Origin of the sequence: Paenirhodobacter sp., from assembly GCF_047600745.1 — a bacterium.
In the GTDB taxonomy this organism is placed as follows: Bacteria; Pseudomonadota; Alphaproteobacteria; order Rhodobacterales; family Rhodobacteraceae; genus Rhodobacter.
In genome coordinates, this window is the sequence record NZ_JASGKI010000006.1 from 64,813 (window position 1) to 84,667 (window position 19,855).

Consider the following 19,855-nt stretch of genomic DNA (forward strand, 5'->3'; position numbering starts at 1 on the left):
GAAACCTCCGGGATGTTCAGGGCGTCCTGCGGCCGATGCCAAGCAGCTGATAGACGATCAGCGCGGCGAATGTGGCCGTCCCGATCCCGCCGAGCGCGAAGCTGCCGAACTGGACCGTAAACCCGCCCGCGCCAAAGACAAGCGTGATGCCCACGGTGAACAGGTTGCGCGGATCGGCGAAATCGACCCGGTTATCGACAAAGAGCCGGATCATCGCGGCGGCGATCAGGCCGAAGACCGCGACCGCCAGCCCGCCCAGAACCGGCGCCGGAATGGTGCGCAGGAGCGCGCCGAACTTCGGCGAAAAGCCGAGCGCGATCGCCACCACCGCCGCCACCACGAAGACCAGCGTCGAGAACACCCGCGTCACCGCCATCACGCCCATGTTCTCGACATAGGTGGTGACGCCGGTGCCGCCGCCCGCGCCCGAAACCATGGTGGCAAGACCGTCGCCGATGAAGCCGCGGCCGATGTAGCGGTCCATGCTCTCGCCGGTCATCGCGCCGATGGCCTTCAGATGGCCGAGGTTCTCGGCCACGAGGATCAGCGCGACCGGGGCGATCAGCGCCATCGCCGGGGCGCTGAACTCCGGCCGGTGGAAGGTCGGCACGCCGAACCAGGGCGCGGCGGAAAGCTCGGTGAACGAGACCGGCGGCAGGAGGCCGAAGCCGTTGCCAAGGACCAGCACCGCGCCATAGCCGACCGCGATCCCGATCAGGATCGACACCCGCCGCAGCGCGACCGGCCCGAAGGTCGAGATCAGCGCCACCGCAAGCAGCGTCAGCATCGCGACGAAGACATGCGGCCCGCTGCCCTGACTACCCTGCACGGCAACCGGCGCGAGGTTGAGCCCGATCGCCGCGCCGATCGCGCCGGTGACGGCGGGCGGCATCAGCCGTTCGACCCAGCCGGTGCCGGTAGCCATCACCACCGCGCCGATCAGCGTGTAGAGCGCCCCGGCGGCGATGATGCCGCCAAGCGCCGGGCCTATGTTCGGGTTCGGCCCCGCCCCGGCATAGCCGGTAACCGCCACCACCACGGCGATGAAGGAGAAGGACGAGCCGAGGTAGCTTGGCACCCTTCCGGCGGTCAGCACGAAAAAGATCAGCGTGCCGATCCCGGAAAACAGGATCGCGAGGTTCGGGTCGAACCCCATCAGCAGCGGCCCGAGGATGGTTGACCCCGACATCGCCACCAGATGCTGCACCCCCATCGGGATCGTGGCGCCCCAGCTCAGCCGCTCGCCGGGCAGGACGGTCGGCCCGTGCGCGACGGGCCAGCGCGGGAAATAGCGGCTCATTGCGGCAGGCTTTCGATCCACTCAAGGATCTCCGCCGCCTCCGTCACATCGGCGTATTTCTGGCCCATGTCGTAAAGGTTCGCCTCATGCGGGGCCTGTGCCCGATCCGCGCATCCGTCGCGCGGCACCAGCACGTTGAAGCCCGACTGCACCGCGTCGACCACCGTCGCCCGCACACAGCCCGAGGTCGTCGCCCCGGTGACGATCAGCGTATCCACCCCCGCCCCGGTCAACAGCGCCGCGAGCGTCGAGCCGAAGAAGGACGAGGCGCCCTTCTTTACCACCACCGCATCGCCGGGCTGGATCCCGGTGGCGGCGTCGATTTCAACGAGCCGCGTGCCCTCGATCAGGGCGGCCATGCCGGCGGCCTTCTTCAGCCAGGGCAGCTTGTCGATCTCGCCCGGGTGATAGGCGATGGTCGAAAAGATCACCGGGCAGCCGCGCGCCCGCAGCGCGTCGCAGATCTCGCGGGTGCGGGCCATCTGGGTGCTGGCGTCGGAGGCGGTGGGATATTGCGGGTCGGTGAAGCCATAGGAGAAATCGACGACGATGATCCCCGGGCGGGTGCCGCGCGGTACCGCGCGCCCGAAACCGGCTTCGGAATAGATCTGTTCCTGGGACATGGAAACCTCGGAGAAGGAAAAGCCCCGCCTTGTGGCGGGGCGGGGGTCAGGCGCGGTTCATCCGGATGTCCTTGACGACGATATCGCCGTCGATCACGACGGGTTCGTCATCGAGGAACAGCGAGCAGCCCCGCATCGGAATGTCCAGATGGCAGGGCGTATCGTTCGGCCCGCCCAGCTCGTTGTTCGGCCCGGTCGAGAACATCACGTTGCCGTAGAAGCTGCGCGGCTCCATCCCCATGCCGCCGGGGAATTCGCCGGGCACGAAGTTGTGCCATTTCGCCTGCGGGTTCATGCCCCAGCCGACATGGCTCATGCCGTAGCCGCGCTTGTCGTTGAAGCCCTCCATGTAGGATTTGACGATCTGCGCCTCCAGCCCGCCGCGAATGTCGGTGATCCAGCCCTTTTCGATGGTGTAGGTGATCGGCTCGCGCACCATCAGGTTTTGCGGCAACAGGATGTCGCCCGGCGCCACCACGATCTGGCCATCCACCCCGTCGTCATCGCCGCCGGTAAAGACAAAGCCCGAGGGCCAGTGGTCCCAGCGGCCCGGCGTATCGGTGCAGGCGTATTCCGGCACCGTCGGATAGGTGTTCAGCCGATAGGTCACATCCGTGCCATGGGGCGAGGTGATCCGCATCACCTTCGCCTTGTCGAGGATCGTGGCCGCGATCTCGACCTTTTCGCGCAATTCGGGGTAGGGCAGCATCCGCGCCAGCAGCTCGGGCGGCTCGACCGCCGTCAGGATCCGCGTGCCCGCCGCCTGGATCGCGAATTGCTCGGCGCTGAACAGCAGGAAGATGCAGTCGATCAGCATGTCGCAGTTCTTCAGCGCCTCGACCGCCTCGGGCATCGCGGCAAGGCCGGTGACCCCCACAGACCAGCCCGCCGTGGGCAGGGGCGCGGGCAGGCGCATGTGATACATCTTCGCCCCCAGCCGCTGGCCCGCCGCCATGAAGGCATCGGCATAGTCCAGCCGGTCGTTGCCCTGGGTCAGCACGATCAGCTTCTCGCCCTCGTGCACGCCCGACATCTTCAGCTGATGCAGGCAGATTTCGGTGAAACTTGCGTGGTCCATATCCGTTTCCCTGTTCAGGCGGTGAAATCCATGACGGTGGCGAGGAAGCCTTCGAGGTCGTCCCACGGGATCATGTGGCCCGCGCCCTCGACCCGGCGGATGTCGATCTGCGGCATCAGCGATTGCACCTCCGCCGCATCCTCGGGCAGCACGACGGTCGCGCCCCCCGCGATGACCAGCCGCGCGGGCAGCCGGACCTGCGCCATGTCGGCGTGGATGTCATCGGTGGCGAAACCGTCGAAGGCGATGCGGATCGCGCCCCATTGGCAGGTGTGCAGCCATTCGGCCCGCAGCGCGACCTGTTCATCGGTCCAGGTCGGGCAGAACTTGCGCATGTCGTCGATGCCGCAGCCCTTTTGCGCGATGCGGATGGAATCGCCATACCACGCCCAGTTCGCCGGATAGCCGCGCCGCCCCGGACCCGACATCGGCGGATCGACGAGGATCAGCCCCGAGATGACATCCGGATTGAGCCGCGCCGCCCGGATCGCGGTGCGCGCCCCCATCGAATGGCCCATCACCAGCGGGCGGTTCATCCCCCCGGCCAGCGCGACCACATCCGCCGCCATCGCGTCGAGCGTATAGTCCAGATCGCCCGCCTCGCTCAGGCCCCGCCCGCGCACGTCGAGGATATGGACGTCGAACCGCTCCGCCAGCCGCGCGCCGACAAAGCCCCAGGTGATCGCCGGAGAGGTGATCCCCGGCACGAGCAGCAGTTCCGGCCCCGGCCCGGGATAGCGGATCAGGTGCTGCCGGATGCCGTTGGCGTGGACGTTGTAACCTTGCATCTCCGTCTCCTCAGTAAGCGCCCGAAAGCAGTGCGCCGCCGCCCGGCACCCGGGTCGGCAGGTCGAGCGATTTCAGCATCGACCAGGTGGTGGCGATCGCGGCGGTCAGCACCGGCTTGCCGGTCAGCGCCTCGACCATCGGCACGGCGGGGAGCGACGGCATCTGCACACAGGCAGACAGCACGATCACATCGGCCCCGGCGGTATTCATGCCGGACACGATGCCGGGCAGGTTCATCGGGTCATGCGCCGCCACCGCCAGATTGTCCTGAATCTCCAGCGCGCGGGCATCGACGACCTCGAACACCTCGTTGGCGATATAGTCGAAGACCATCTGCGCCAGCGGCTTCATATAGGGCGCGACGACGGCGATCTTCTTCGCCCGCATCGCGTTGAGCCCCTCGATCAGGGCGCCGGCCGAATTCACCACCGCCCCGGCACAGTCATTGCCGCGCACCACCTGCGTCAGCCGCTCCTGCGAGGCGCGGTGATAGCCAAGGCCCATCGACATGATCGCGACCAGACAGGCATAGCCCATCACATCCACCTTCGCATCCGACAGTTCCAGCGCGCAGCGGTCGCTGTCGGCATCCATCTTCGACAGCTCGTTCCGGGTGACGTGCTTCATCCGCATCCGGGCGGAGTGGAAGGTGAAGCGTTCGGGGGCGATGGCTTCGCGCGCGCGCAGCAGGGCCGGGATCTCGGTCTCCATCGTGATGTTCGAGCTGGGGACGATCTGGCCGATTCGATAGGGTTTCATGGGCGGCTCCTCAGGGATGGGGCCAGTTAATTTATTCACCTGAATAATTACAACGCGGAAGATGCGCCGGGCCTGCATATTTTATTCAGGTGAATAATATCTGCGCAAAAAATCAGCGCGCCTGCATCCCGGCGGCCAGAAAGGTGACGAGATGCAGCAGCATCGGCTCCTTGCCAAGGTCGGTCACCTGCCCTTCGGACATGTCGCCAAGCCGCCCCAGATCGTTGAGCATGAACATGTAGGTGCCGACCATGAAGGCCATCCGGATGCTGATCGTGCTGCGCGGAATGTCCGGCAGGGCGCGGCTCAGCGCCTCTATATAGCGGTGGACGGAACTGCCGTAGACCTCGCGGCGCAGGCGCAGGGCGTGGTCCTCGGCCTCGGAATGCAGGCGCGCCTGTAGCTGCACAAAGGCCGCGCCGCCCGGGCCGCTGTATTTCATCTCCCATTGCGGCAGAAGGTAGGCGTGAATGATCTCGGCCACGCCCGGATCGGGGTTGCGCACCAGCAGATCGTCCAGCAACTGGTGACGTTTCGCCGACAGATCCCCACCCCGGCGCCGGAACACTTCGTCGAACAGATCGTCCTTCGAGCCGAAATAATACCGGATCAGCGCCTGATTGACGCCCGCCCGCTCGGCGATGTCGCGCATCCGCGCCCCGGCAAAGCCGGTCTCGGCAAAGGCCAGTTCCGCCTGATCGAGGATCGTGTCGCGCAGGTCCGTGCCCTCTTTCGGGCGGCCGGGGCGGCGTTTCGGTTCGTCCATCAGCACAGCTTTTTCAGCAGATCGACCAGCGTGCCCCGTTCCGCGGGGGTCAGGGGGGCCAGCGTCTCGCGGGTGATGTCCTGCATCACCGGCACCACGGCCTGCAACAGCGCCCGGCCCTCGGCGGTGGTCGACAGGATATAGCGCCGCCGGTCGCCGGGGTCGGGTTCCATCGCGATCAGGCCGCGTTCCTTCAGCCGGGTGACGACGCCCTTGGTCGTGGCCGCATCCATCGCCACCATCCGGCCAAGCGCGTTTTGCGACACCGGGCCGGGTTCGCTGGCCAGCCGGAACAGGGTCGAGAACTGCATCGAGGTCAGGTTCCCGGGGATCCGCGCGGCAAAGATCGTCTGGTGGCGCTGGTTCGCCTTGCGCAACAGGAAGCCGACCTGCTCATCCAGTTGATAGCCCTGGGCTTCAGGATCGGGGGCCATGCTGTCCTCTCGCGATGCGGGCCATCGGGTGAATGCGTCAGGCCAAGGTTTCAACAGATTATCCTTCGACGTGCAACATCGCATGTTCCCGCCCATTTTTCGCGCAGAACCCGGCCTGCGGCGGCGGGCAAAGATGTTTCGCGCAGGAATCATTTGTATACATCCAGTTTTCGGCGACATCTGGAGCCTACGGAAACAGGCGGCAAGGTCATGACTACTCCATTCGGTTTCATCTTGAACGGGTCCGCCGTCACGCTCGCGGATGTGGGCCGGCGGACGTTGCTGGACGTGCTACGGGCGGATTGCGGGCTGAACGGGCCGAAATACGGCTGCGGTATGGCGCAATGCGGTGCCTGCACCGTGCTGGTGGATGACAGCCCCGCGCGGGCCTGTGTGCTGGCGGCGGCGCGGGTGGCGGGGCGGCGGGTGACCACGCTCGAAGGGCTGGCCGATCCGGTGACGGGGGCACTGCATCCGGTCCAGCGCGCCTTTGTCGAGAAACAGGCCGCGCAATGCGGCTACTGCCTGAACGGGATGGTGATGACCGCCGTCGCGCTGTTGCGGCGCGAACCGGCGCCGGACCGCGCGCGCATCCGCGCGGCGCTGCGCGACAATCTGTGCCGCTGTGGCACGCATCTGGAAATTCTCGATGCGGTGGCGCGGGCGGCGGAGGTCGGGCAAGATGGCTGAGGGGCTGGTCTCGATCCGGGACGACAAAGCGACATTCCTTCAGATCGACGCGGCGGGGCGGGTGACGGCCTTCAACGGCCATGTCGATCTGGGCACCGGGATCGGCACCGCGCTCGGGCAGATCGTGGCGGAGGAACTCGACCTGACCATGGATCAGGTCCGTGTGGTGCTGGGCGATACCCGCTTGACCCCGGATCAGGGGCCGACCATCGCGTCCGAGACGATCCAGATCGCGGCGCATCCGCTGCGCCGGGCGGCGGCGCAATTGCGGCTGTTTCTGATCGGCCGCGCGGTGCAGCGGCTGAACCGCCCGGCGGAGGCGATGACGGTCGAGGCCGGGGTGGTGCACGCGGGCGATGCGGCGGTGCGCTATGGCGATCTGGTCGCGGGGCTGGATCTGGTGATGCGGCTGGACCCGGAGACCCCGGTGAAGGATCCGGCGCGCTACCGGCTGGTGGGGCAACCGGTGGGGCGGGTCGATCTCCCGGCCAAGGTCACCGGCGCCTTCACCTATATTCAGGACGAAACCGTGCCCGGGATGGTGCATGGCCATGTCATCCGCCCGCCCTATGCCGGGCGCGACAGCGGCGATTTCATCGGCCACAGCCTGCGGGGCTATGACGAGGCCGCCGTGCGCGACATGCCGGGCTTTATCGCCGTGGTGCGGCAGGGGGATTTTCTGGGCGTGGTGGCCGAAACCGCGCATCAGGCGCAGGCCATTGCCGAGGCAGTTCCGGTGCATTGGCGGGTGCCGCCCGATCTGCCGCCGCTTGCGGATCTGCGCCACGCGCTGAAGGCGTTTCCGTCCACGCCGCGCGTGCTCGACGCCACCGGGGATTTCGAGCGCGGGCTTGCGGGCTGCGGGATCCGGCTCGAACGGGCCTATGTCTGGCCGTATCACGAACACGGCTCGATTGGCCCGTCCTGCGCCATTGCCGATTGGAACGGCGGCCAACCGATCGTGTGGAGCGGCACGCAGAACCCGCATATGGTGCAGGCCGATATGGCGGTGCTGCTCGACCTGCCCCCGGCGGCGGTAGAGGTGCGGCGGCTTCAGGCGGCGGGCTGCTATGGCCGCAACTGCGCCGATGACGTCTGCGGCGATGCGCTGTTGCTCGCGCGCGCGGTGGGCCGTCCGGTGCGGGTGCAGCTGACGCGGGCGCAGGAACATCTGTGGGAGCCGAAGGGCGCGGCGCAGCTGATGGAGGTTGCGGGCGGCATCGGGGCGGATGGCGACATTGGCGCCTATCGGCTCGATAGCTGGTATCCGTCGAACCGGGGGCCGAACCTGGCGCTCTTGCTCACCGGGCGGATCACGCCCGAGCCGCGCGCGGCGGATATGGGGGACCGCACCATCGTCCCGCCCTATCGGATCCCGAACAGGCGGATCACCGTGCATGACATGGCGCCGATCGTGCGGGCGGCGTGGATGCGCGGGGTTTCGGCGCTGCCCAATACCTTCGCGCATGAGAGCTTCGTCGATGAACTGGCGTTCGAGGCGGGCGAGGATCCGGTGGCGTTCCGGCTGCGCCATCTGGACGATCCCCGGGTGCGCGATCTGGTCCGGCGCACGGCCGAGGAGGGCGGCTGGACCGAACGCAGCGGCCCGCGTCTGCGGCGCGAAGGGCGGATGGCCTATGGTCAGGGTTTCGCCTATGCGACCTATGTCCACGGCACGTTCCCCGGCACGGCGGCGGCCTCGGCGGCCTGGGTGTGCGATGTCGCGGTGGATATGGAGACGGGCGAGGTTACCCTGACGCGGGTGTTCGTCGGGCAGGATCAGGGGCTGGTGATCAACCCCGATGGCGTGCGCGCGCAGATCCATGGCAATGTGATCCAGACCGCCAGCCGCACCCTGCGCGAGGAGGTCACCTTCGACGCCATCGCCCCGGTGCCGAAAAGCTGGGCCGCCTATCCGATCCAGACCTTCGACGAAGTGCCCGAGATCGCGACGATGCTGGTGGCCCGGCCCGGCGATCCGGCGCTTGGCGTGGGCGAAAGCGCCGCCGTGCCCGCCGCCGCGGCCATCGCCAATGCGATCTTCGACGCGACCGGGGTGCGGCTGCGCGAGGCGCCCTTTACCCCGGAAAAGCTGCGCTCTGCCCTGACGGGGGCGCCCGCATTGCCTGGCCCCCCGCCCCCCGCCCGCCGCTGGCGCAGGGTTCTGGCCGGGATCGGCGGCGCGCTGACCTTTGGCGCGGTGTCGCTGGCGCTGCATCCGGCGATCGCGCCGAGCCGCGCGCCAGCGGCCAGCACCTTCTCCGCCGAGACGCTCGAACGCGGGCGGCAGGTCTTTGCGGCGGGCGATTGCGCGGTCTGCCATACCGCGCCGGGCGGCGTGCCGAATACAGGGGGCCGGGCGATGGCCACGCCCTTCGGCACGGTCTATAGCAGCAACCTGACGCGGGATCCGGAAACCGGGCTGGGCAACTGGTCCTTCGCCGCCTTTGAGCGCGCGATGCGGCGTGGGATCAGCCGCGACGGGCACAACCTCTACCCGGTTTTCCCCTATACTGCCTTCGCGAAAATCGACGATGCGGATATGCTGGCGCTATATGCCTATCTGCAAACGCTGGAGCCGGTCACGGCGGCGGCGCCCCCCGCGCGGATGCAGGCGCCGGTGAACCTGCGCCCGGTCAATGCGCTGTGGAACGCGCTGTTTCTGGACAGTGCGCCGTTCCGGCCCGATCCGGCGCAATCCGATGCGTGGAACCGGGGCAAATACCTGTTCGAGGCGGCGGGCCATTGCAGCGCCTGCCACAGCCCGCGCAATGCCCTTGGGGCGGAGCGCAAGGTGCTCAGCGGGGCGATGGTGGATGGCTGGTGGGCGCCCGCGCTCAGCGGGGGGCGCGGCTGGACCGAGGCGGGGCTGTACAGCTATCTGCGCAGCGGCCATGCCCCGGGGGTGGCGAGCGCGGCGGGCCCGATGCTGGAGGTGGTCCATGCGATGACCGCCCTGCCTGACGCCGATCTGCGTGCGATGGCGACCTATCTGGCCAGCCTGACCGGGACCGCGCCCGCGACACCCGTCCCCGCGCAGGCGGTGCCCGGCCCTGGCGCGCGGCTGTTCCGCGCGGCCTGCGCCAGTTGCCATGAACCGGGCCTGAGCGGGGCGCTGACGGCGGCGCAGGTGCCGCTGTCGCAATCGGCGGTGCTGCGCGCGCCGACGTCCGAGGCCCTGCGCAGCCTGCTGCACGAAGGGATCGTGGCGCCGCTCGACCTGCCGCTGCGCGACATGCCGTCCTTCGCGGGCCAGTTCAGCGATGCGCAGCACGCCGACCTCATCGCCTGGCTGCGCGCGACCTATGCGCCGGATCTGCCCGCCTGGCCGGTTCATTAGTATAGAAACGATCATTTTCCGGGCAGAGGCCCCTGCCCGGGATGTGATTTTGAACGCAGGTCAACAAATGCGGGTCTGGGAGACACATTTACCTTCCCAGAATCATTCGTACACGAACAACTAACCGGGTCACCTCAAAAGGACGTCACCCATGACTGATATCGAAACCATCGACATTGCCGTGATCGGCGCCGGGCTGGGCGGAGCGGCGGCGGCGGCGCTGTTGCAACAGGCCGGTTTCTCCGTCCACAGCTTTGAACAGGCCCCCGAATTCACCCGGCTCGGCGCCGGGATCCACATCGGCCCGAATGTGATGAAGATCTTCCGCGCGATCGGGCTCGAAGACCGGCTGGCCGCGATCGGCTCGCATCCCTCGCACTGGTTTTCGCGCGACGGGCGGACGGGGGAATATCTCTCGCGCATCGAGCTGGGGGAATTCGCGCTCAGGGAATACGGCGCACCTTATATCACCATCCACCGCGGCGATATGCACGCCGAGCAGATCAAGGCCCTGCCCGCCGGAACGGTGCATTTCGGCCACCGGCTGGTGGATCTGGTGGAACGCGACGGCGATGTCCTGCTGAGCTTCGACAATGGCAAACAGGTTGCGGCACGGCTGGTCGTTGGTGCCGATGGCATCAATTCGATGATCCGCGAAAAGATGCTGGGCGTTGAAAAACCGCGCTTCTCCGGCTGGATCGGGCACCGGGCGCTGGTGGATATGCGCAAGCTGCGCGCCACCGGGCTGGAGTACGAACGCTGTGTGAAATGGTGGTGGGAGAAGTCGCGCCACATCATGACCTATGCGACCAAGAACGACGGTTCGGAATATTACTATGTCACCGGCGTGCCGGTCGATGGCTGGGACCACGAGGCCGGTTTCGTCGACAGCTCCCGCGAGGAGATGGAGGCGATCTTCGGCGACAATGCCCATCCGATGGTGAAGGGCCTGATCGACGCCACCACCGAGGTCACCAAATGGCCGTTCTGGAACCGCGACCCGATGCCGCTGTGGAGCCGGGGGCGGCTGGTGATGCTGGGCGATGCCTGCCACCCGATGCGCCCGCATATGGCGCAGGGCGCGTGCATGGCGATCGAGGATGCAGCGATCCTCGCGCGGGCGCTGTCGCTCACCGGGGCGGCGGATTATCGCACGGCCTTCGGAATCTATGAACACACGCGGCGCGACCGTGCGACCAAGGTGCAGACGATTTCCAACGCCAACACCTGGCTGAAACAGCCCGAGGATCCGGCCTGGGTTTATGCCTACGATCCGGTCCACGCCGAATTGCAGCACTGACAATCCACCGGGCCAATCCGTCAAGCGCCGGGAGAGCGCGAAACGGGGCGGTGGCGCCTGCGCCATCGCCGGCCGATGTAACAGGGAGTTACACATGTCCACATCCTCTATCACCGTCGAACAGGGGCTACAGGCCGCCGGGGTCGGGCGGTTCCAGTATCGGCTGTTCGTGATCTTCGGGCTGGTCTGGCTGGCCGATGCCATGCAGGTGCTGTCGATCGGGTTCAGCGCTCCGTCGATTGCCGCGGCCTTCGGCATCACCGTGCCCGAGGCGCTGTCCACCGGGACGTTCTTCTTCGTCGGCATGCTGATCGGCGCCTTTGTCTTCGGCCGTCTGGCCGACCGGATCGGGCGGCGCCCGGTTCTGATGATCTCGGTCGTGATCGACGCGCTATGCGGCGCGGCCTCGGCCTTTGCGCCCGACCTGCAATGGCTGATCGTGCTGCGCTTCCTCACCGGGATCGGCGTTGGCGGCACGCTGCCGGTCGATTACACGATGATGGCGGAGTTCCTGCCCTCGGCGCGGCGGGGGCGGTGGCTGGTGCTGCTCGAATCGTTCTGGGCGGTGGGGACGATCCTGCTCGCCGTTCTGGCGCTTTATGCGGCCTCGCAGCATGGGCATGACGCGTGGCGGGTGATCTTCTTCGTCACCGGGGTTCCGGCGATCATCGGGCTGGTGCTGCGCTTCTACATCCCGGAATCGCCGCTGTTCCTGAACAAGACCGGCAAATCAGACAAGGCGCGCGAGGTGCTCGAACGGGTCGCGAAGGCCAACGGCTCGACCACGCCGATCGCGCCGCTGGTCCCCGAACAGATGACCCACACCCCGGTGACCGCGCTGTTCGACGCCACCAACCGGCGCCGCACGATTGGGCTTCTGGTGGCGTGGATGCTGATCTCGGTCGCCTATTACGGGGTGTTCGTCTACCTGCCGATCAAGCTGGCGGGGCAGGGGTTCGGCTTCATGCGCGGGCAGGTGTTCCTGATCATCCTCGCGATCGCGCAGCTGCCGGGCTTTGCGCTGGCGGCCTATGGGGTCGAGAAATGGGGTCGCAAGCCGACGCTGATCGGGTTCCTGCTGCTCGCGGCGGTGGGGTGCCTGCTCTACAGTCTCGGCACCTCCGTGCCGCTGGTGATCGGCTCGACGCTTTTGCTCAGCTTCGCGCTGCTTGGCACCTGGGGGTCGCTCTATGCCTTCACGCCCGAGGTCTATGCCACCGGGCTGCGCGCCTCTGGCATGGGTGTCGCGGGGGCGGTGGCCCGGCTGGGCGGGCTGTTCGCGCCTTCGGTTGTGGCGCCGGTGATGAGCAGCCATTTCACCCTGTCGCTGTTCATGCTGGCGGCCTTCCTCGCGGTGGCCGCAGGGGCGATCTGGTCGATCGACGTGGAATCGCGCAACCGCGCCCTCGACTGACCCTGTTCAGGCCCCGCCTCCCCGGTGGGGCCTGACACTGCCGGTTCGGGCTATCGCCGGGAAGATTGCTGCGCGAGGGTGTCCTTGCCGCATGGATTGAGGTCATCCGGCCGGTATGGAGCGACTTCACCATGCCCGGCGGCACCGACCTGCCTGATCGCAATCGAAGACAATACGAAACCGGGTCGGCTGGCCCGACTGTAGCGTGATGTCCGCGCGGTGGGCGGCAAGCAGGTTGCGCACCACGGCGAGGCCCATGCCCGTGCCGCCCAGGGCGCGGCGGGTGGTGAAGAACGGCTCGAAGATCCGCGTCGCGTTGCCCGCCGAAATGCCGCGTCCATCGTCCATGACATCGAGCATGATCCGCCCCTGTTCCTGCGCGACGGTCAGGGTGACGCGCCGCGCATCCTGTTCGGCGGCGTTGCGCAGCATCTGGCCCAGCACGATCGCCATCCCCTCGGCCGCGATCGGCAGGGGCTGCCCCTCGCCGCTGGCGGTCAGTGCCAACCCGGGAAACTCGGCGCTGAGCCCGGGCAGCAGCTCAACGAGCCGGGTCTGGCCGAGATACCGTGCCTCGCGCGCCTGCGCGGCCCGACGCAGGGCGGCCAGTTGCGCCGCGATCTGCATGTTCGCCCCGCCGATATCGCCGAGCAGACAGGCATCCGCGGGCGTAAGACCACCGCCATCCTGAAGCAGTTCCACCGCCGCCCGGATCGCCGCGATGCGGAAGCCCAGCACCGGGCCGAGATAGCGCAGCGCCACCAGCCCCGCGAGCGAGAAGGCAAGCGTCGCCGCCAGGGCACCGCCCAGCACGAAAGCCAGCGAGGGCCGCCAGCGGCGGGTCATGCGCAAGACCCCAGACGCATCCCCTGCCCATGCACCGTCTCGATCACACCCGCACAGCCCGCCTCGGCCAGCTTGCGCAGGTGGCTGTCCAGCGTGCGGTCGGACACGGAACTATGCGCCCCCCAGAGCGTGGCGCCCGGGTCATGCGGGAACGCAGGGGGGCGTCGGAGGGTGCATCCAGCCACCAGCCGTCTTGTGCAAGGGATTTTGGCAGGCCGGGGATCAGCAGGGTTCGGGTCATCTCGTTACTCCGAGGGTTTTCTTGCGCCACCCTGCGAAGGCGGGTGTGCAGAGCAGGCGCGGAGCATGTGCAGGTTTCGTGCAGGCCGTCGGTTTTTCCTTCACCTCGAACCATGGCGGCCCGAACCGCAGCCACCCGAACGACAGCTTTGCAATTGCGCATGAAGCATGGGCTTGGGCGGACTGACGCATATCTCGACCCACTCCTGTCAAACACCAGATAGTGGGCCGGGGCCACCCTGTCGCGGGAACGTGGTGGCGCTGCCCATGTGCTCTCAAACCGATTGTTCGGCATGGGATGTGAAACGGGATGCAGTGGATTCTTCAGCAGTTCGAGGACACGCAGAAGCTGGCGGATGCGCTGGACCGTCTGGGCATTTCCTATTCATGGCACAAGGTGGTTCCGTTTATCGGTGATCTGGCGCCCGAACCGGACGTGCGCGACCCGCAAGCCGTGGTGATGTTCGGCTCCTACACGCTGTGGCGATACGCCGAGGCAAAGGGCTTTCATCCCGGCGTTTTCCGGATAGCGCCCTTCGTCCACGAGAAGCCGTGGCAGCCCTTCATGCTCAACGGGCCGGATGCGACGTTTCTGCGCGTCGGCGAGATCGAGGCGGGACTGCCGGACGATGGCCGTCACTGGTTCATGCGTCCGGTCGCCGACAGCAAGGAACAGGCGGGAAACATCAAAACCGCTGCGGAGATTCGCGAGGCGGCCCGCAAGGTCATGTCGCTTGATCCGGACGAAATACCCAATGGCTCGTTGCGCCCGGACACGCTGATGATGCTGACCCTGCCGGCCCGGATCCTGAAGGAGTGGCGCATCTGGATCGTGAACGGCGATGTCGTCCCCTATTCGCTCTACAAGGAAGGCGCACGGGTCACCTATCGCCATGAGATCGACGAGGACGCGCTTGAATTCGCCCGGATACTGACCCGGCTGAATGGGGGTTATGCGCCCGCCTATGTCATGGACATCTGCCGCACCGAGGAAGGTCTGCGGCTGCTGGAGACGAACTGCATCAACGCGGCCGGGTTTTACGCGGCCGATCTTGTGAAGCTCGCGGCGGCGATAGACGGCATGGTCGGCAAGAACTGACCTCAAGCATCTTGCCGCGGCACCGGCCGAATAACAGCTTTGGAAACATCCGCCACGCTACAAGGGTCGCGGCTGACTGACGGCTTGGGACCGGGCAGCAGAGGGCGCTTCTGGCAATGATGCGCGGCAGCGCGGGACCTATGCGCCCCCATCTCCAGCGCGAAGGCCAGGCCGAAATCACGTTTCAGGGCGCATGGTTCGGAGTTGCTCCGATTGATGGCAGCCACCCCTTGCGATCCGTGCGAAAGCTAAGCCGAACTCATGCGGTTGGCCCCGGCCTGACTGGAATGCAGGCAGAACGGCGCAGGCAGAGAATGGGGGTAAATAGCGCGCATATGGGCAGGAGTTCCTTCGCGTGCGGCGCCATAACCGGCCTCGTGGCCCCGCCCTAGGGGATCGGGTAGAGCGAGACCTTCGCCCGCAACCGCGCTTCGGCCCGTTTGCGACGGCAGCGGATCGCATCGGTGTCCCCGCCGCATTCGCGGATCAGAGCCTCAGCGCCGCATGTGGGCATCAGCGCGGCGGCCGCATGCCATTGGCGCAGTTCCGGCGGTATTCGTCGCCGGGTTGCGCGCCATCAGTGGACAAACCCGTCCGGCCGATGCTCCGATGCCGGGTCGATCACCAGCAGAAGCCGGGTCTGGCCGGTGCCGCCGATGGGCGGAGAGCGGTGCAGGAGAGCCGTCGCCTCTTGCCCCGGCCAGAGGGTGCCGCGCAGGATCGCCGCAGCGCCAGGCGCCACATCCTGCGGGGCCTGCTCCTGACCCGGCTGCGCCAGTTGCGTTCCTGCCCCGCGATAGGTGCAAAGCATCCGGGCCGTCATGTTGTCGACGTGGAACCGGCGGCAGGCATCGGTCGAGATCGCATCCAGCCGCAGATGCAGAAGCGGCGACTGCATCACCTCGGCCATGATGAAAGCCAGCGCGGCAATGTCGCCCGCCAGCATGTCCCGCATCGTGCCGGACGGCGTTCCCATCATATCGCAGGCCGCCTGGACACAGCTCTCCACCGCCCCGACATCGGCAATGGTGCGCAGTCTCGGAAGATGCCCGGGTGGCAGGGCCTCGATCCAGTCGGTGAACTCCTTGGCCGGTGCGCGTTGCCAGATCGCCGCCGCGATGCCCGGCGCCGCAATCTGCCGCAGGACCGAAGGATCGCGGGCCTGAAGGATGGCCCGCGCTTCGGTCAGCCCCCGGAACGGGACGACGTTCCGTGCAACACTCATGCGCCGACGATCTTTCCGGGCAGGGAGTTGGTCAGCATGGTCGCCTGCGGCTGGTAGTGGATGACCGAGCGGATTGCCTCGCCCGCGTTCAGCAGATCGAACGCCGTGTTGATCCGGTCATGGGTCATGTTGTGGGTGATGTAGGGATCGACGCTGAAATCGCCGCGCAGCCATTCATCGACCATGCCGGGCAACTGGCTGCGCCCGCGCACGCCGCCGAAGGCCGAGCCGCGCCAGACCCGCCCGGTGACAAGCTGGAACGGGCGGGTGGCGATTTCCTCGCCCGCGCCCGCGACGCCGATCACCGTGCATTCGCCCCAACCCTTGTGGCAGGCTTCCAGCGCCGCACGCATCACGCCGACATTGCCGATGCACTCGAAAGAATAGTCCACACCGCCATTGGTCATCTCGACGATGACATTCTGGATCGGCTGCGCGAAATCCTTCGGGTTGATGCACACATCCGCCCCAAGGCTCTGCGCCAGCGCGAACTTGGCCGGATTGGTGTCGATGCCGATGATGCGGCCCGCGCCGATCATCTTTGCGCCCTGAATCACCGCCATGCCCACGGCGCCAAGGCCGAAGACCGCCACGGTCGAACCCGGCTCCACCTTCGCGGTGTTCCGCACCGCGCCCATGCCCGTCGGCACGGCGCAGCCCATGACGCAGGCTTTGGAAAGCGGCGCCTCCTTCGAGATCTTCGCGACCGAAATTTCCGGCAGGACGGTATATTCCGAGAAGCTGCTGATCCCCATGTAGTGGTGTAGCATCCTGCCCTTGTAGGAGAACCGGGACGTGCCGTCCGGCATCAGCCCCGCGCCCTGCGTTTCCCGGATGGTCTGGCAGAGGTTGGTCTTGCCCGACCTGATATAGGGGCAGTTCGGATCCTCGGGGATATAGAGCGGGATGACATGATCGCCGGGCTGGACTGAGGTCACGCCCTTGCCCACCTCCTCGACCACGCCGCAGCCCTCATGGCCGAGGATCACCGGGAACAGCCCCTCGGGATCCTTGCCCGAGAGGGTGAAGACATCGGTATGGCACAGGCTGGTGGTGACGATGCGGATCAGCACCTCGCCCTCCTTCGGGCCGTCCAGATCGACCTCCTCGATTTCCAGCGGGCGGTTCGGCTCCCAGGCAATGGCGGCGCGGGTTTTCATGAGGGTCTCCTTCGGGTCGGTTCAGGGCCGCTCAGGCGACCCGCTTTGGGCCCCATTGCGGGAAAGGATCGGGCAGCTTCGCCCATGCGCGTGGGTTAAAGGTCCGGGCAGCGACCGGCGCGGGGTTGTCCATGCCCGCGCCGATGACGGCCAATTCCTGTCGGCGGTCGTCTTTCAGGATCGGCCAGCGTGGAACGCTTGCCCATGGCGGCGTGACCGGGGACATCCCCCCGGCAAGGCTGCACGCCACCGCCCGCTTTGGGCGTGAGGTGATCCGGAAATGTCCCTTGGCCCGGATCACGCCCTGCGCCTTGGACATGTCGTTGACGATGAGGCGGCGCCCTTCGCAGTTGTTCAGGATCCGGCCCGGAAGCGTCGTTTTCCCCGCACCCGGAAAGGACGGTGACGGGCAGGCGCTTGTCGCGTTGTTGCGGACTGGCTGGCATGGTATCCCCGAAGATGTAATGTTATTACCTAACTAAATAAGCAGAATCACCGGGGTCTGCAATGTCGTTTTCGCCCGGCGCCGCAGCCAGGGGGCGCAGGGGCAAGGAGAGGAAGGCCGTGCTGGCAGAGGACAGGACCACGCTGCGCATCCGGGAGGATGCGGGCTTCGAGGCAGCGGCTCGCCCCCGTCTCGCGCAAGCGTGCAAGGCCCTGATACGATCGGAGATCGCCTCATCGGGTCGGCTTGAAGACCTTCTCGCCCCTCTGGTGCCGACGATGGAGGGTCATGCCGATGAGCGGCGGGCCTGTTTCGAGAGCTTTCTCGCCAATTCCAATCTACGCTGCCGCATCGACTCCCTGTGCAAGCTGGTGGTGACAGGCGGGCCCTACACTTTTGCCTTCAGGCGCGGCGGGTCTTCCCGCGCGACACCTGTTCCTCTTCGAGGAAATCGACGGGGCCTGGCTCATCACCGGGCACCACTCCTCGCGGATGCCCTCCTCTTCATAACCATGCACGGAAAACACCATGTCCCTCTTTTCCCCCCGCCTCTCCGTGGAACAGGTCGAGGAAGGCCACGATCTGGCTCCGCGGTTCAATGCCGAGGGTTTCATCCCGGTCGTCACCACCGATGCCGCCAGCGGTGAGGTTCTGATGATGGGGGTGATGAATGCCGAGGCGCTGACGCGCAGCATCGAGACCGGCGAGGCGCATTATTTCAGCCGCTCGCGACAATGCCTCTGGCACAAGGGCGCGACCAGCGGGCTCGTTCAGAAGATCGTCGAGATGCGGATCGACGACGATCAGGATGCGATCTGGCTGCGGGTCAGGGTGGATGGCGGCGCAAGCTGCCATGTCGGCTATCGGTCCTGTTTCTATCGCGCCGTGCCGATTGGTGGATCGGCGGGATCGCGACTGACCTTTACCGAGACCAGCAAGGTTTTCGATCCGCTTCAGGTTTATGGCGATGCACCCAACCCTACGCAGCTCTGACGCCTTGTGGATGGGACATGCCCTGGCCCTGGCGCGGCGGATGCGCGGCCACGTCTGGCCCAATCCGCCCGTGGGCTGCGTCATCGTGAAAAACGGAGCGATCATCGCCGAAGGCGAGACCCAACCCGGAGGCCGCCCGCATGCCGAGCGGATCGCACTGGAGCGCGCCGGCGCGGCAGCAGAAGGCGCCACGCTCTACGTCACGCTGGAGCCCTGCTGCCACTGGGGCAAGACGCCGCCCTGTGCGGATGCGATCATCGCGGCGGGTGTGGTGCGGGTGGTCGCCGCGATGCGGGGCCCCGATCCCCGAGTGAACGGCGGTGGTTTCCGGCGGCTGCGCGAGGCGGGCATCGGGGTGACGGTGGGCGAAGGTACGACCGAGGCCGCCGCGATCATGTCCGGCTTCCTCCACCGCACCCTGACGGAAGAACCGGAGTTGATCCTGACCGAACAAGCGGCGATGGTGCCTGAAGGCGTCGATGCGCTGCTGGAGACGCGGGGCAGGCGGCACAGGCTGCGCCTGCGTGATCCCGGTCGGACCCTGGATCTGGACCGCGATCTTCATGCCGATGAGCTCCTGCGCCACCTCGGCGGCCTCGGCCTGACCTCTGTTGCGCTCTGGCGCGACGACCCGCTGGCCGAAGTTCTTTTCCCCGCACTTGCATGAGGCTGATATGAATTTCATTCCGCAGAGCTATGACGAATGGGAGCATTGCATCACCGTCAAATGCGGCATCCCGCTGACCTCTGACTATGTGGCAGGGCGGATCGCAGCACTTGAGAACCGCCGCGACTTCCATACCGAGAAATTCATCGCACGATGGGGTGCGGCCCATCACGCCCGAACCCTCGCATGGTTCCGCGAGGCACAGTCAAAGCTCGCCGGAACCGCGCAGCACTGAAGAACCGCTGGCTCGCCCTGAGTGACGGCCACCTCCGCTCGCCCTTCATGCGAACCGATGCGGCAGGGGCCGAGGCGCCTTGCGGGACCATTTGGCATCCGGTCAGCAAGCCGTTGTCATTGGTACGGTGAAGCTGCCGTTGCCGACTTTGATCATGCCCACCAGGCTTGGCAGGTGGCACGGGCCGGTCGCGCAATTGCGCTGACCATCCGGCGGGTGCAATGGCACCTCGCATATCAGCGGCCCGCTACAATCTCCCGTTGTACGGGGTTGCAAAGGGCAACCGGGTCTGCAAGGATTTTGCTACCGATCGCGGGTTTTGCGAGGATCTGGCGGCCACGGTTCGTTCAGACCTTGGGCAGACCGAAACCGCAGGACCGGAGCCGATGCGCACCATGGCCGGGGTCCATTTGCGGCGGCATATACAGATCCAGCGTCCCGACGTTGCTCCG

Annotated in this window: 19 protein-coding genes and 1 pseudogene; 8 read left to right on the forward strand and 12 right to left on the reverse strand. The window is 66.7% G+C overall.

The window, feature by feature from the left end; genetic code table 11:
* Window positions 1-16: 16 nt before the first annotated feature.
* The 7 genes from QM789_RS19425 to QM789_RS19455 form a co-directional block, all read right to left on the reverse strand.
* Window positions 17-1,300 carry a solute carrier family 23 protein gene (locus QM789_RS19425; protein WP_420353498.1) on the reverse strand — a complete coding sequence of 428 codons (1,284 nt, stop codon included), beginning with the start codon at window positions 1,298-1,300 and terminating at the stop codon, window positions 17-19.
* Window positions 1,297-1,923, reverse strand: coding sequence for an isochorismatase family protein (locus QM789_RS19430; RefSeq protein WP_420353499.1), 627 nt, complete (start codon window positions 1,921-1,923; stop codon window positions 1,297-1,299). Before QM789_RS19430 ends, QM789_RS19425 begins: the two co-directional genes overlap by 4 nt.
* A gap of 46 nt (window positions 1,924-1,969) precedes the next feature.
* Window positions 1,970-3,001, reverse strand: a complete 1,032-nt coding sequence (locus QM789_RS19435) for a leucyl aminopeptidase (protein ID WP_420353500.1) — start codon at window positions 2,999-3,001, stop codon at window positions 1,970-1,972.
* Window positions 3,002-3,015: 14 nt separating this feature from the next.
* Window positions 3,016-3,789, reverse strand: coding sequence for an alpha/beta fold hydrolase (locus QM789_RS19440; RefSeq protein WP_420353501.1), 774 nt, complete (start codon window positions 3,787-3,789; stop codon window positions 3,016-3,018).
* A 10-nt stretch (window positions 3,790-3,799) separates the two neighbouring features.
* Window positions 3,800-4,501: a maleate cis-trans isomerase family protein gene (locus tag QM789_RS19445; RefSeq protein ID WP_420353960.1), complete on the reverse strand. Its 702-nt coding sequence runs from the start codon at window positions 4,499-4,501 to the stop codon at window positions 3,800-3,802.
* Between the two features lie 160 nt (window positions 4,502-4,661).
* Window positions 4,662-5,315: a TetR/AcrR family transcriptional regulator gene (locus QM789_RS19450; protein WP_420353502.1), complete on the reverse strand. Its 654-nt coding sequence runs from the start codon at window positions 5,313-5,315 to the stop codon at window positions 4,662-4,664.
* A complete protein-coding gene (locus QM789_RS19455) occupies window positions 5,315-5,749 on the reverse strand; it encodes a MarR family winged helix-turn-helix transcriptional regulator (RefSeq protein WP_420353503.1) in 435 nt (144 codons plus the stop codon). Before QM789_RS19455 ends, QM789_RS19450 begins: the two co-directional genes overlap by 1 nt.
* A 210-nt stretch (window positions 5,750-5,959) precedes the next feature.
* On the opposite strand from QM789_RS19455, the gene QM789_RS19460 reads away from it, so the two are divergent.
* The 4 genes from QM789_RS19460 to QM789_RS19475 all read left to right on the forward strand — a co-directional run bounded on the left by QM789_RS19460 (window position 5,960) and on the right by QM789_RS19475 (window position 12,493).
* A complete protein-coding gene (locus QM789_RS19460; RefSeq protein ID WP_420353504.1) occupies window positions 5,960-6,439 on the forward strand; it encodes a (2Fe-2S)-binding protein in 480 nt (159 codons plus the stop codon).
* On the forward strand, window positions 6,432-9,779 hold the full coding sequence (locus QM789_RS19465) for a molybdopterin cofactor-binding domain-containing protein (RefSeq protein ID WP_420353505.1): 3,348 nt from the start codon (window positions 6,432-6,434) through the stop codon (window positions 9,777-9,779). Before QM789_RS19460 ends, QM789_RS19465 begins: the two co-directional genes overlap by 8 nt.
* A 151-nt stretch (window positions 9,780-9,930) precedes the next feature.
* Complete coding sequence (locus tag QM789_RS19470) at window positions 9,931-11,079, forward strand: FAD-dependent monooxygenase (protein WP_420353506.1); 1,149 nt, start codon at window positions 9,931-9,933, stop codon at window positions 11,077-11,079.
* Between the two features lie 94 nt (window positions 11,080-11,173).
* A complete protein-coding gene (locus QM789_RS19475; RefSeq protein ID WP_420353507.1) occupies window positions 11,174-12,493 on the forward strand; it encodes an MFS transporter in 1,320 nt (439 codons plus the stop codon).
* Between the two features lie 126 nt (window positions 12,494-12,619).
* Here QM789_RS19475 and QM789_RS19480 read toward each other — a convergent pair whose 3' ends face one another.
* Window positions 12,620-13,339: an ATP-binding protein gene (locus tag QM789_RS19480; RefSeq protein ID WP_420353508.1), complete on the reverse strand. Its 720-nt coding sequence runs from the start codon at window positions 13,337-13,339 to the stop codon at window positions 12,620-12,622.
* Between the two features lie 550 nt (window positions 13,340-13,889).
* Between QM789_RS19480 and QM789_RS19485 the strand changes: the two genes are divergently transcribed.
* Window positions 13,890-14,678 (forward strand): ATP-grasp domain-containing protein, encoded by a 789-nt coding sequence (locus QM789_RS19485; RefSeq protein ID WP_420353509.1) that lies wholly within the window; start codon window positions 13,890-13,892, stop codon window positions 14,676-14,678.
* 577 nt (window positions 14,679-15,255) lie between these two features.
* Here QM789_RS19485 and QM789_RS19490 read toward each other — a convergent pair.
* The 4 genes and pseudogenes from QM789_RS19490 to QM789_RS19505 form a co-directional block, all read right to left on the reverse strand.
* On the reverse strand, window positions 15,256-15,903 hold the full coding sequence (locus QM789_RS19490) for a DUF1826 domain-containing protein (protein WP_420353510.1): 648 nt from the start codon (window positions 15,901-15,903) through the stop codon (window positions 15,256-15,258).
* Window positions 15,900-17,063, reverse strand: a complete 1,164-nt coding sequence (locus tag QM789_RS19495; protein ID WP_420353511.1) for an S-(hydroxymethyl)glutathione dehydrogenase/class III alcohol dehydrogenase — start codon at window positions 17,061-17,063, stop codon at window positions 15,900-15,902. The genes QM789_RS19490 and QM789_RS19495 overlap by 4 nt, the downstream gene beginning before the upstream one ends.
* A gap of 31 nt (window positions 17,064-17,094) precedes the next feature.
* The gene (locus QM789_RS19500) at window positions 17,095-17,382 is read right to left on the reverse strand and encodes a GTP-binding protein (protein WP_420353961.1); all 288 of its coding nucleotides are present in this window, start codon (window positions 17,380-17,382) and stop codon (window positions 17,095-17,097) included.
* Window positions 17,373-17,509, reverse strand: a pseudogene (locus QM789_RS19505) (GTP-binding protein); the annotation flags it as partial. The gene QM789_RS19500 and the pseudogene QM789_RS19505, both read right to left, overlap by 10 nt.
* A gap of 527 nt (window positions 17,510-18,036) precedes the next feature.
* On the opposite strand from QM789_RS19505, the gene hisI reads away from it, so the two are divergent.
* The 3 genes from hisI to QM789_RS19520 are packed head-to-tail and all read left to right on the forward strand — an operon-like array spanning window position 18,037 to window position 19,403.
* Window positions 18,037-18,501: a phosphoribosyl-AMP cyclohydrolase gene (hisI, locus tag QM789_RS19510; protein WP_420353512.1), complete on the forward strand. Its 465-nt coding sequence runs from the start codon at window positions 18,037-18,039 to the stop codon at window positions 18,499-18,501.
* Between the two features lie 10 nt (window positions 18,502-18,511).
* Window positions 18,512-19,168, forward strand: coding sequence for a bifunctional diaminohydroxyphosphoribosylaminopyrimidine deaminase/5-amino-6-(5-phosphoribosylamino)uracil reductase RibD (gene ribD / locus QM789_RS19515; protein WP_420353513.1), 657 nt, complete (start codon window positions 18,512-18,514; stop codon window positions 19,166-19,168).
* A 7-nt stretch (window positions 19,169-19,175) separates the two neighbouring features.
* Window positions 19,176-19,403 carry a hypothetical protein gene (locus tag QM789_RS19520; RefSeq protein ID WP_420353514.1) on the forward strand — a complete coding sequence of 76 codons (228 nt, stop codon included), beginning with the start codon at window positions 19,176-19,178 and terminating at the stop codon, window positions 19,401-19,403.
* Window positions 19,404-19,855 lie beyond the last annotated feature (452 nt).

Coding starts and splice junctions, on each gene's coding strand:
- QM789_RS19425 (WP_420353498.1), bottom strand. CDS start 1,300: ATGAGCCGCTATTTCCCGCGCTGGCCCGTCGCGCACGGGCCGACCGTC.
- QM789_RS19430 (WP_420353499.1), bottom strand. CDS start 1,923: ATGTCCCAGGAACAGATCTATTCCGAAGCCGGTTTCGGGCGCGCGGTA.
- QM789_RS19435 (WP_420353500.1), bottom strand. CDS start 3,001: ATGGACCACGCAAGTTTCACCGAAATCTGCCTGCATCAGCTGAAGATG.
- QM789_RS19440 (WP_420353501.1), bottom strand. CDS start 3,789: ATGCAAGGTTACAACGTCCACGCCAACGGCATCCGGCAGCACCTGATC.
- QM789_RS19445 (WP_420353960.1), bottom strand. CDS start 4,501: ATGGAGACCGAGATCCCGGCCCTGCTGCGCGCGCGCGAAGCCATCGCC.
- QM789_RS19450 (WP_420353502.1), bottom strand. CDS start 5,315: ATGGACGAACCGAAACGCCGCCCCGGCCGCCCGAAAGAGGGCACGGAC.
- QM789_RS19455 (WP_420353503.1), bottom strand. CDS start 5,749: ATGGCCCCCGATCCTGAAGCCCAGGGCTATCAACTGGATGAGCAGGTC.
- QM789_RS19460 (WP_420353504.1), top strand. CDS start 5,960: ATGACTACTCCATTCGGTTTCATCTTGAACGGGTCCGCCGTCACGCTC.
- QM789_RS19465 (WP_420353505.1), top strand. CDS start 6,432: ATGGCTGAGGGGCTGGTCTCGATCCGGGACGACAAAGCGACATTCCTT.
- QM789_RS19470 (WP_420353506.1), top strand. CDS start 9,931: ATGACTGATATCGAAACCATCGACATTGCCGTGATCGGCGCCGGGCTG.
- QM789_RS19475 (WP_420353507.1), top strand. CDS start 11,174: ATGTCCACATCCTCTATCACCGTCGAACAGGGGCTACAGGCCGCCGGG.
- QM789_RS19480 (WP_420353508.1), bottom strand. CDS start 13,339: ATGACCCGCCGCTGGCGGCCCTCGCTGGCTTTCGTGCTGGGCGGTGCC.
- QM789_RS19485 (WP_420353509.1), top strand. CDS start 13,890: ATGCAGTGGATTCTTCAGCAGTTCGAGGACACGCAGAAGCTGGCGGAT.
- QM789_RS19490 (WP_420353510.1), bottom strand. CDS start 15,903: ATGAGTGTTGCACGGAACGTCGTCCCGTTCCGGGGGCTGACCGAAGCG.
- QM789_RS19495 (WP_420353511.1), bottom strand. CDS start 17,063: ATGAAAACCCGCGCCGCCATTGCCTGGGAGCCGAACCGCCCGCTGGAA.
- QM789_RS19500 (WP_420353961.1), bottom strand. CDS start 17,382: ATGTCCAAGGCGCAGGGCGTGATCCGGGCCAAGGGACATTTCCGGATC.
- hisI (WP_420353512.1), top strand. CDS start 18,037: ATGTCCCTCTTTTCCCCCCGCCTCTCCGTGGAACAGGTCGAGGAAGGC.
- ribD (WP_420353513.1), top strand. CDS start 18,512: ATGGGACATGCCCTGGCCCTGGCGCGGCGGATGCGCGGCCACGTCTGG.
- QM789_RS19520 (WP_420353514.1), top strand. CDS start 19,176: ATGAATTTCATTCCGCAGAGCTATGACGAATGGGAGCATTGCATCACC.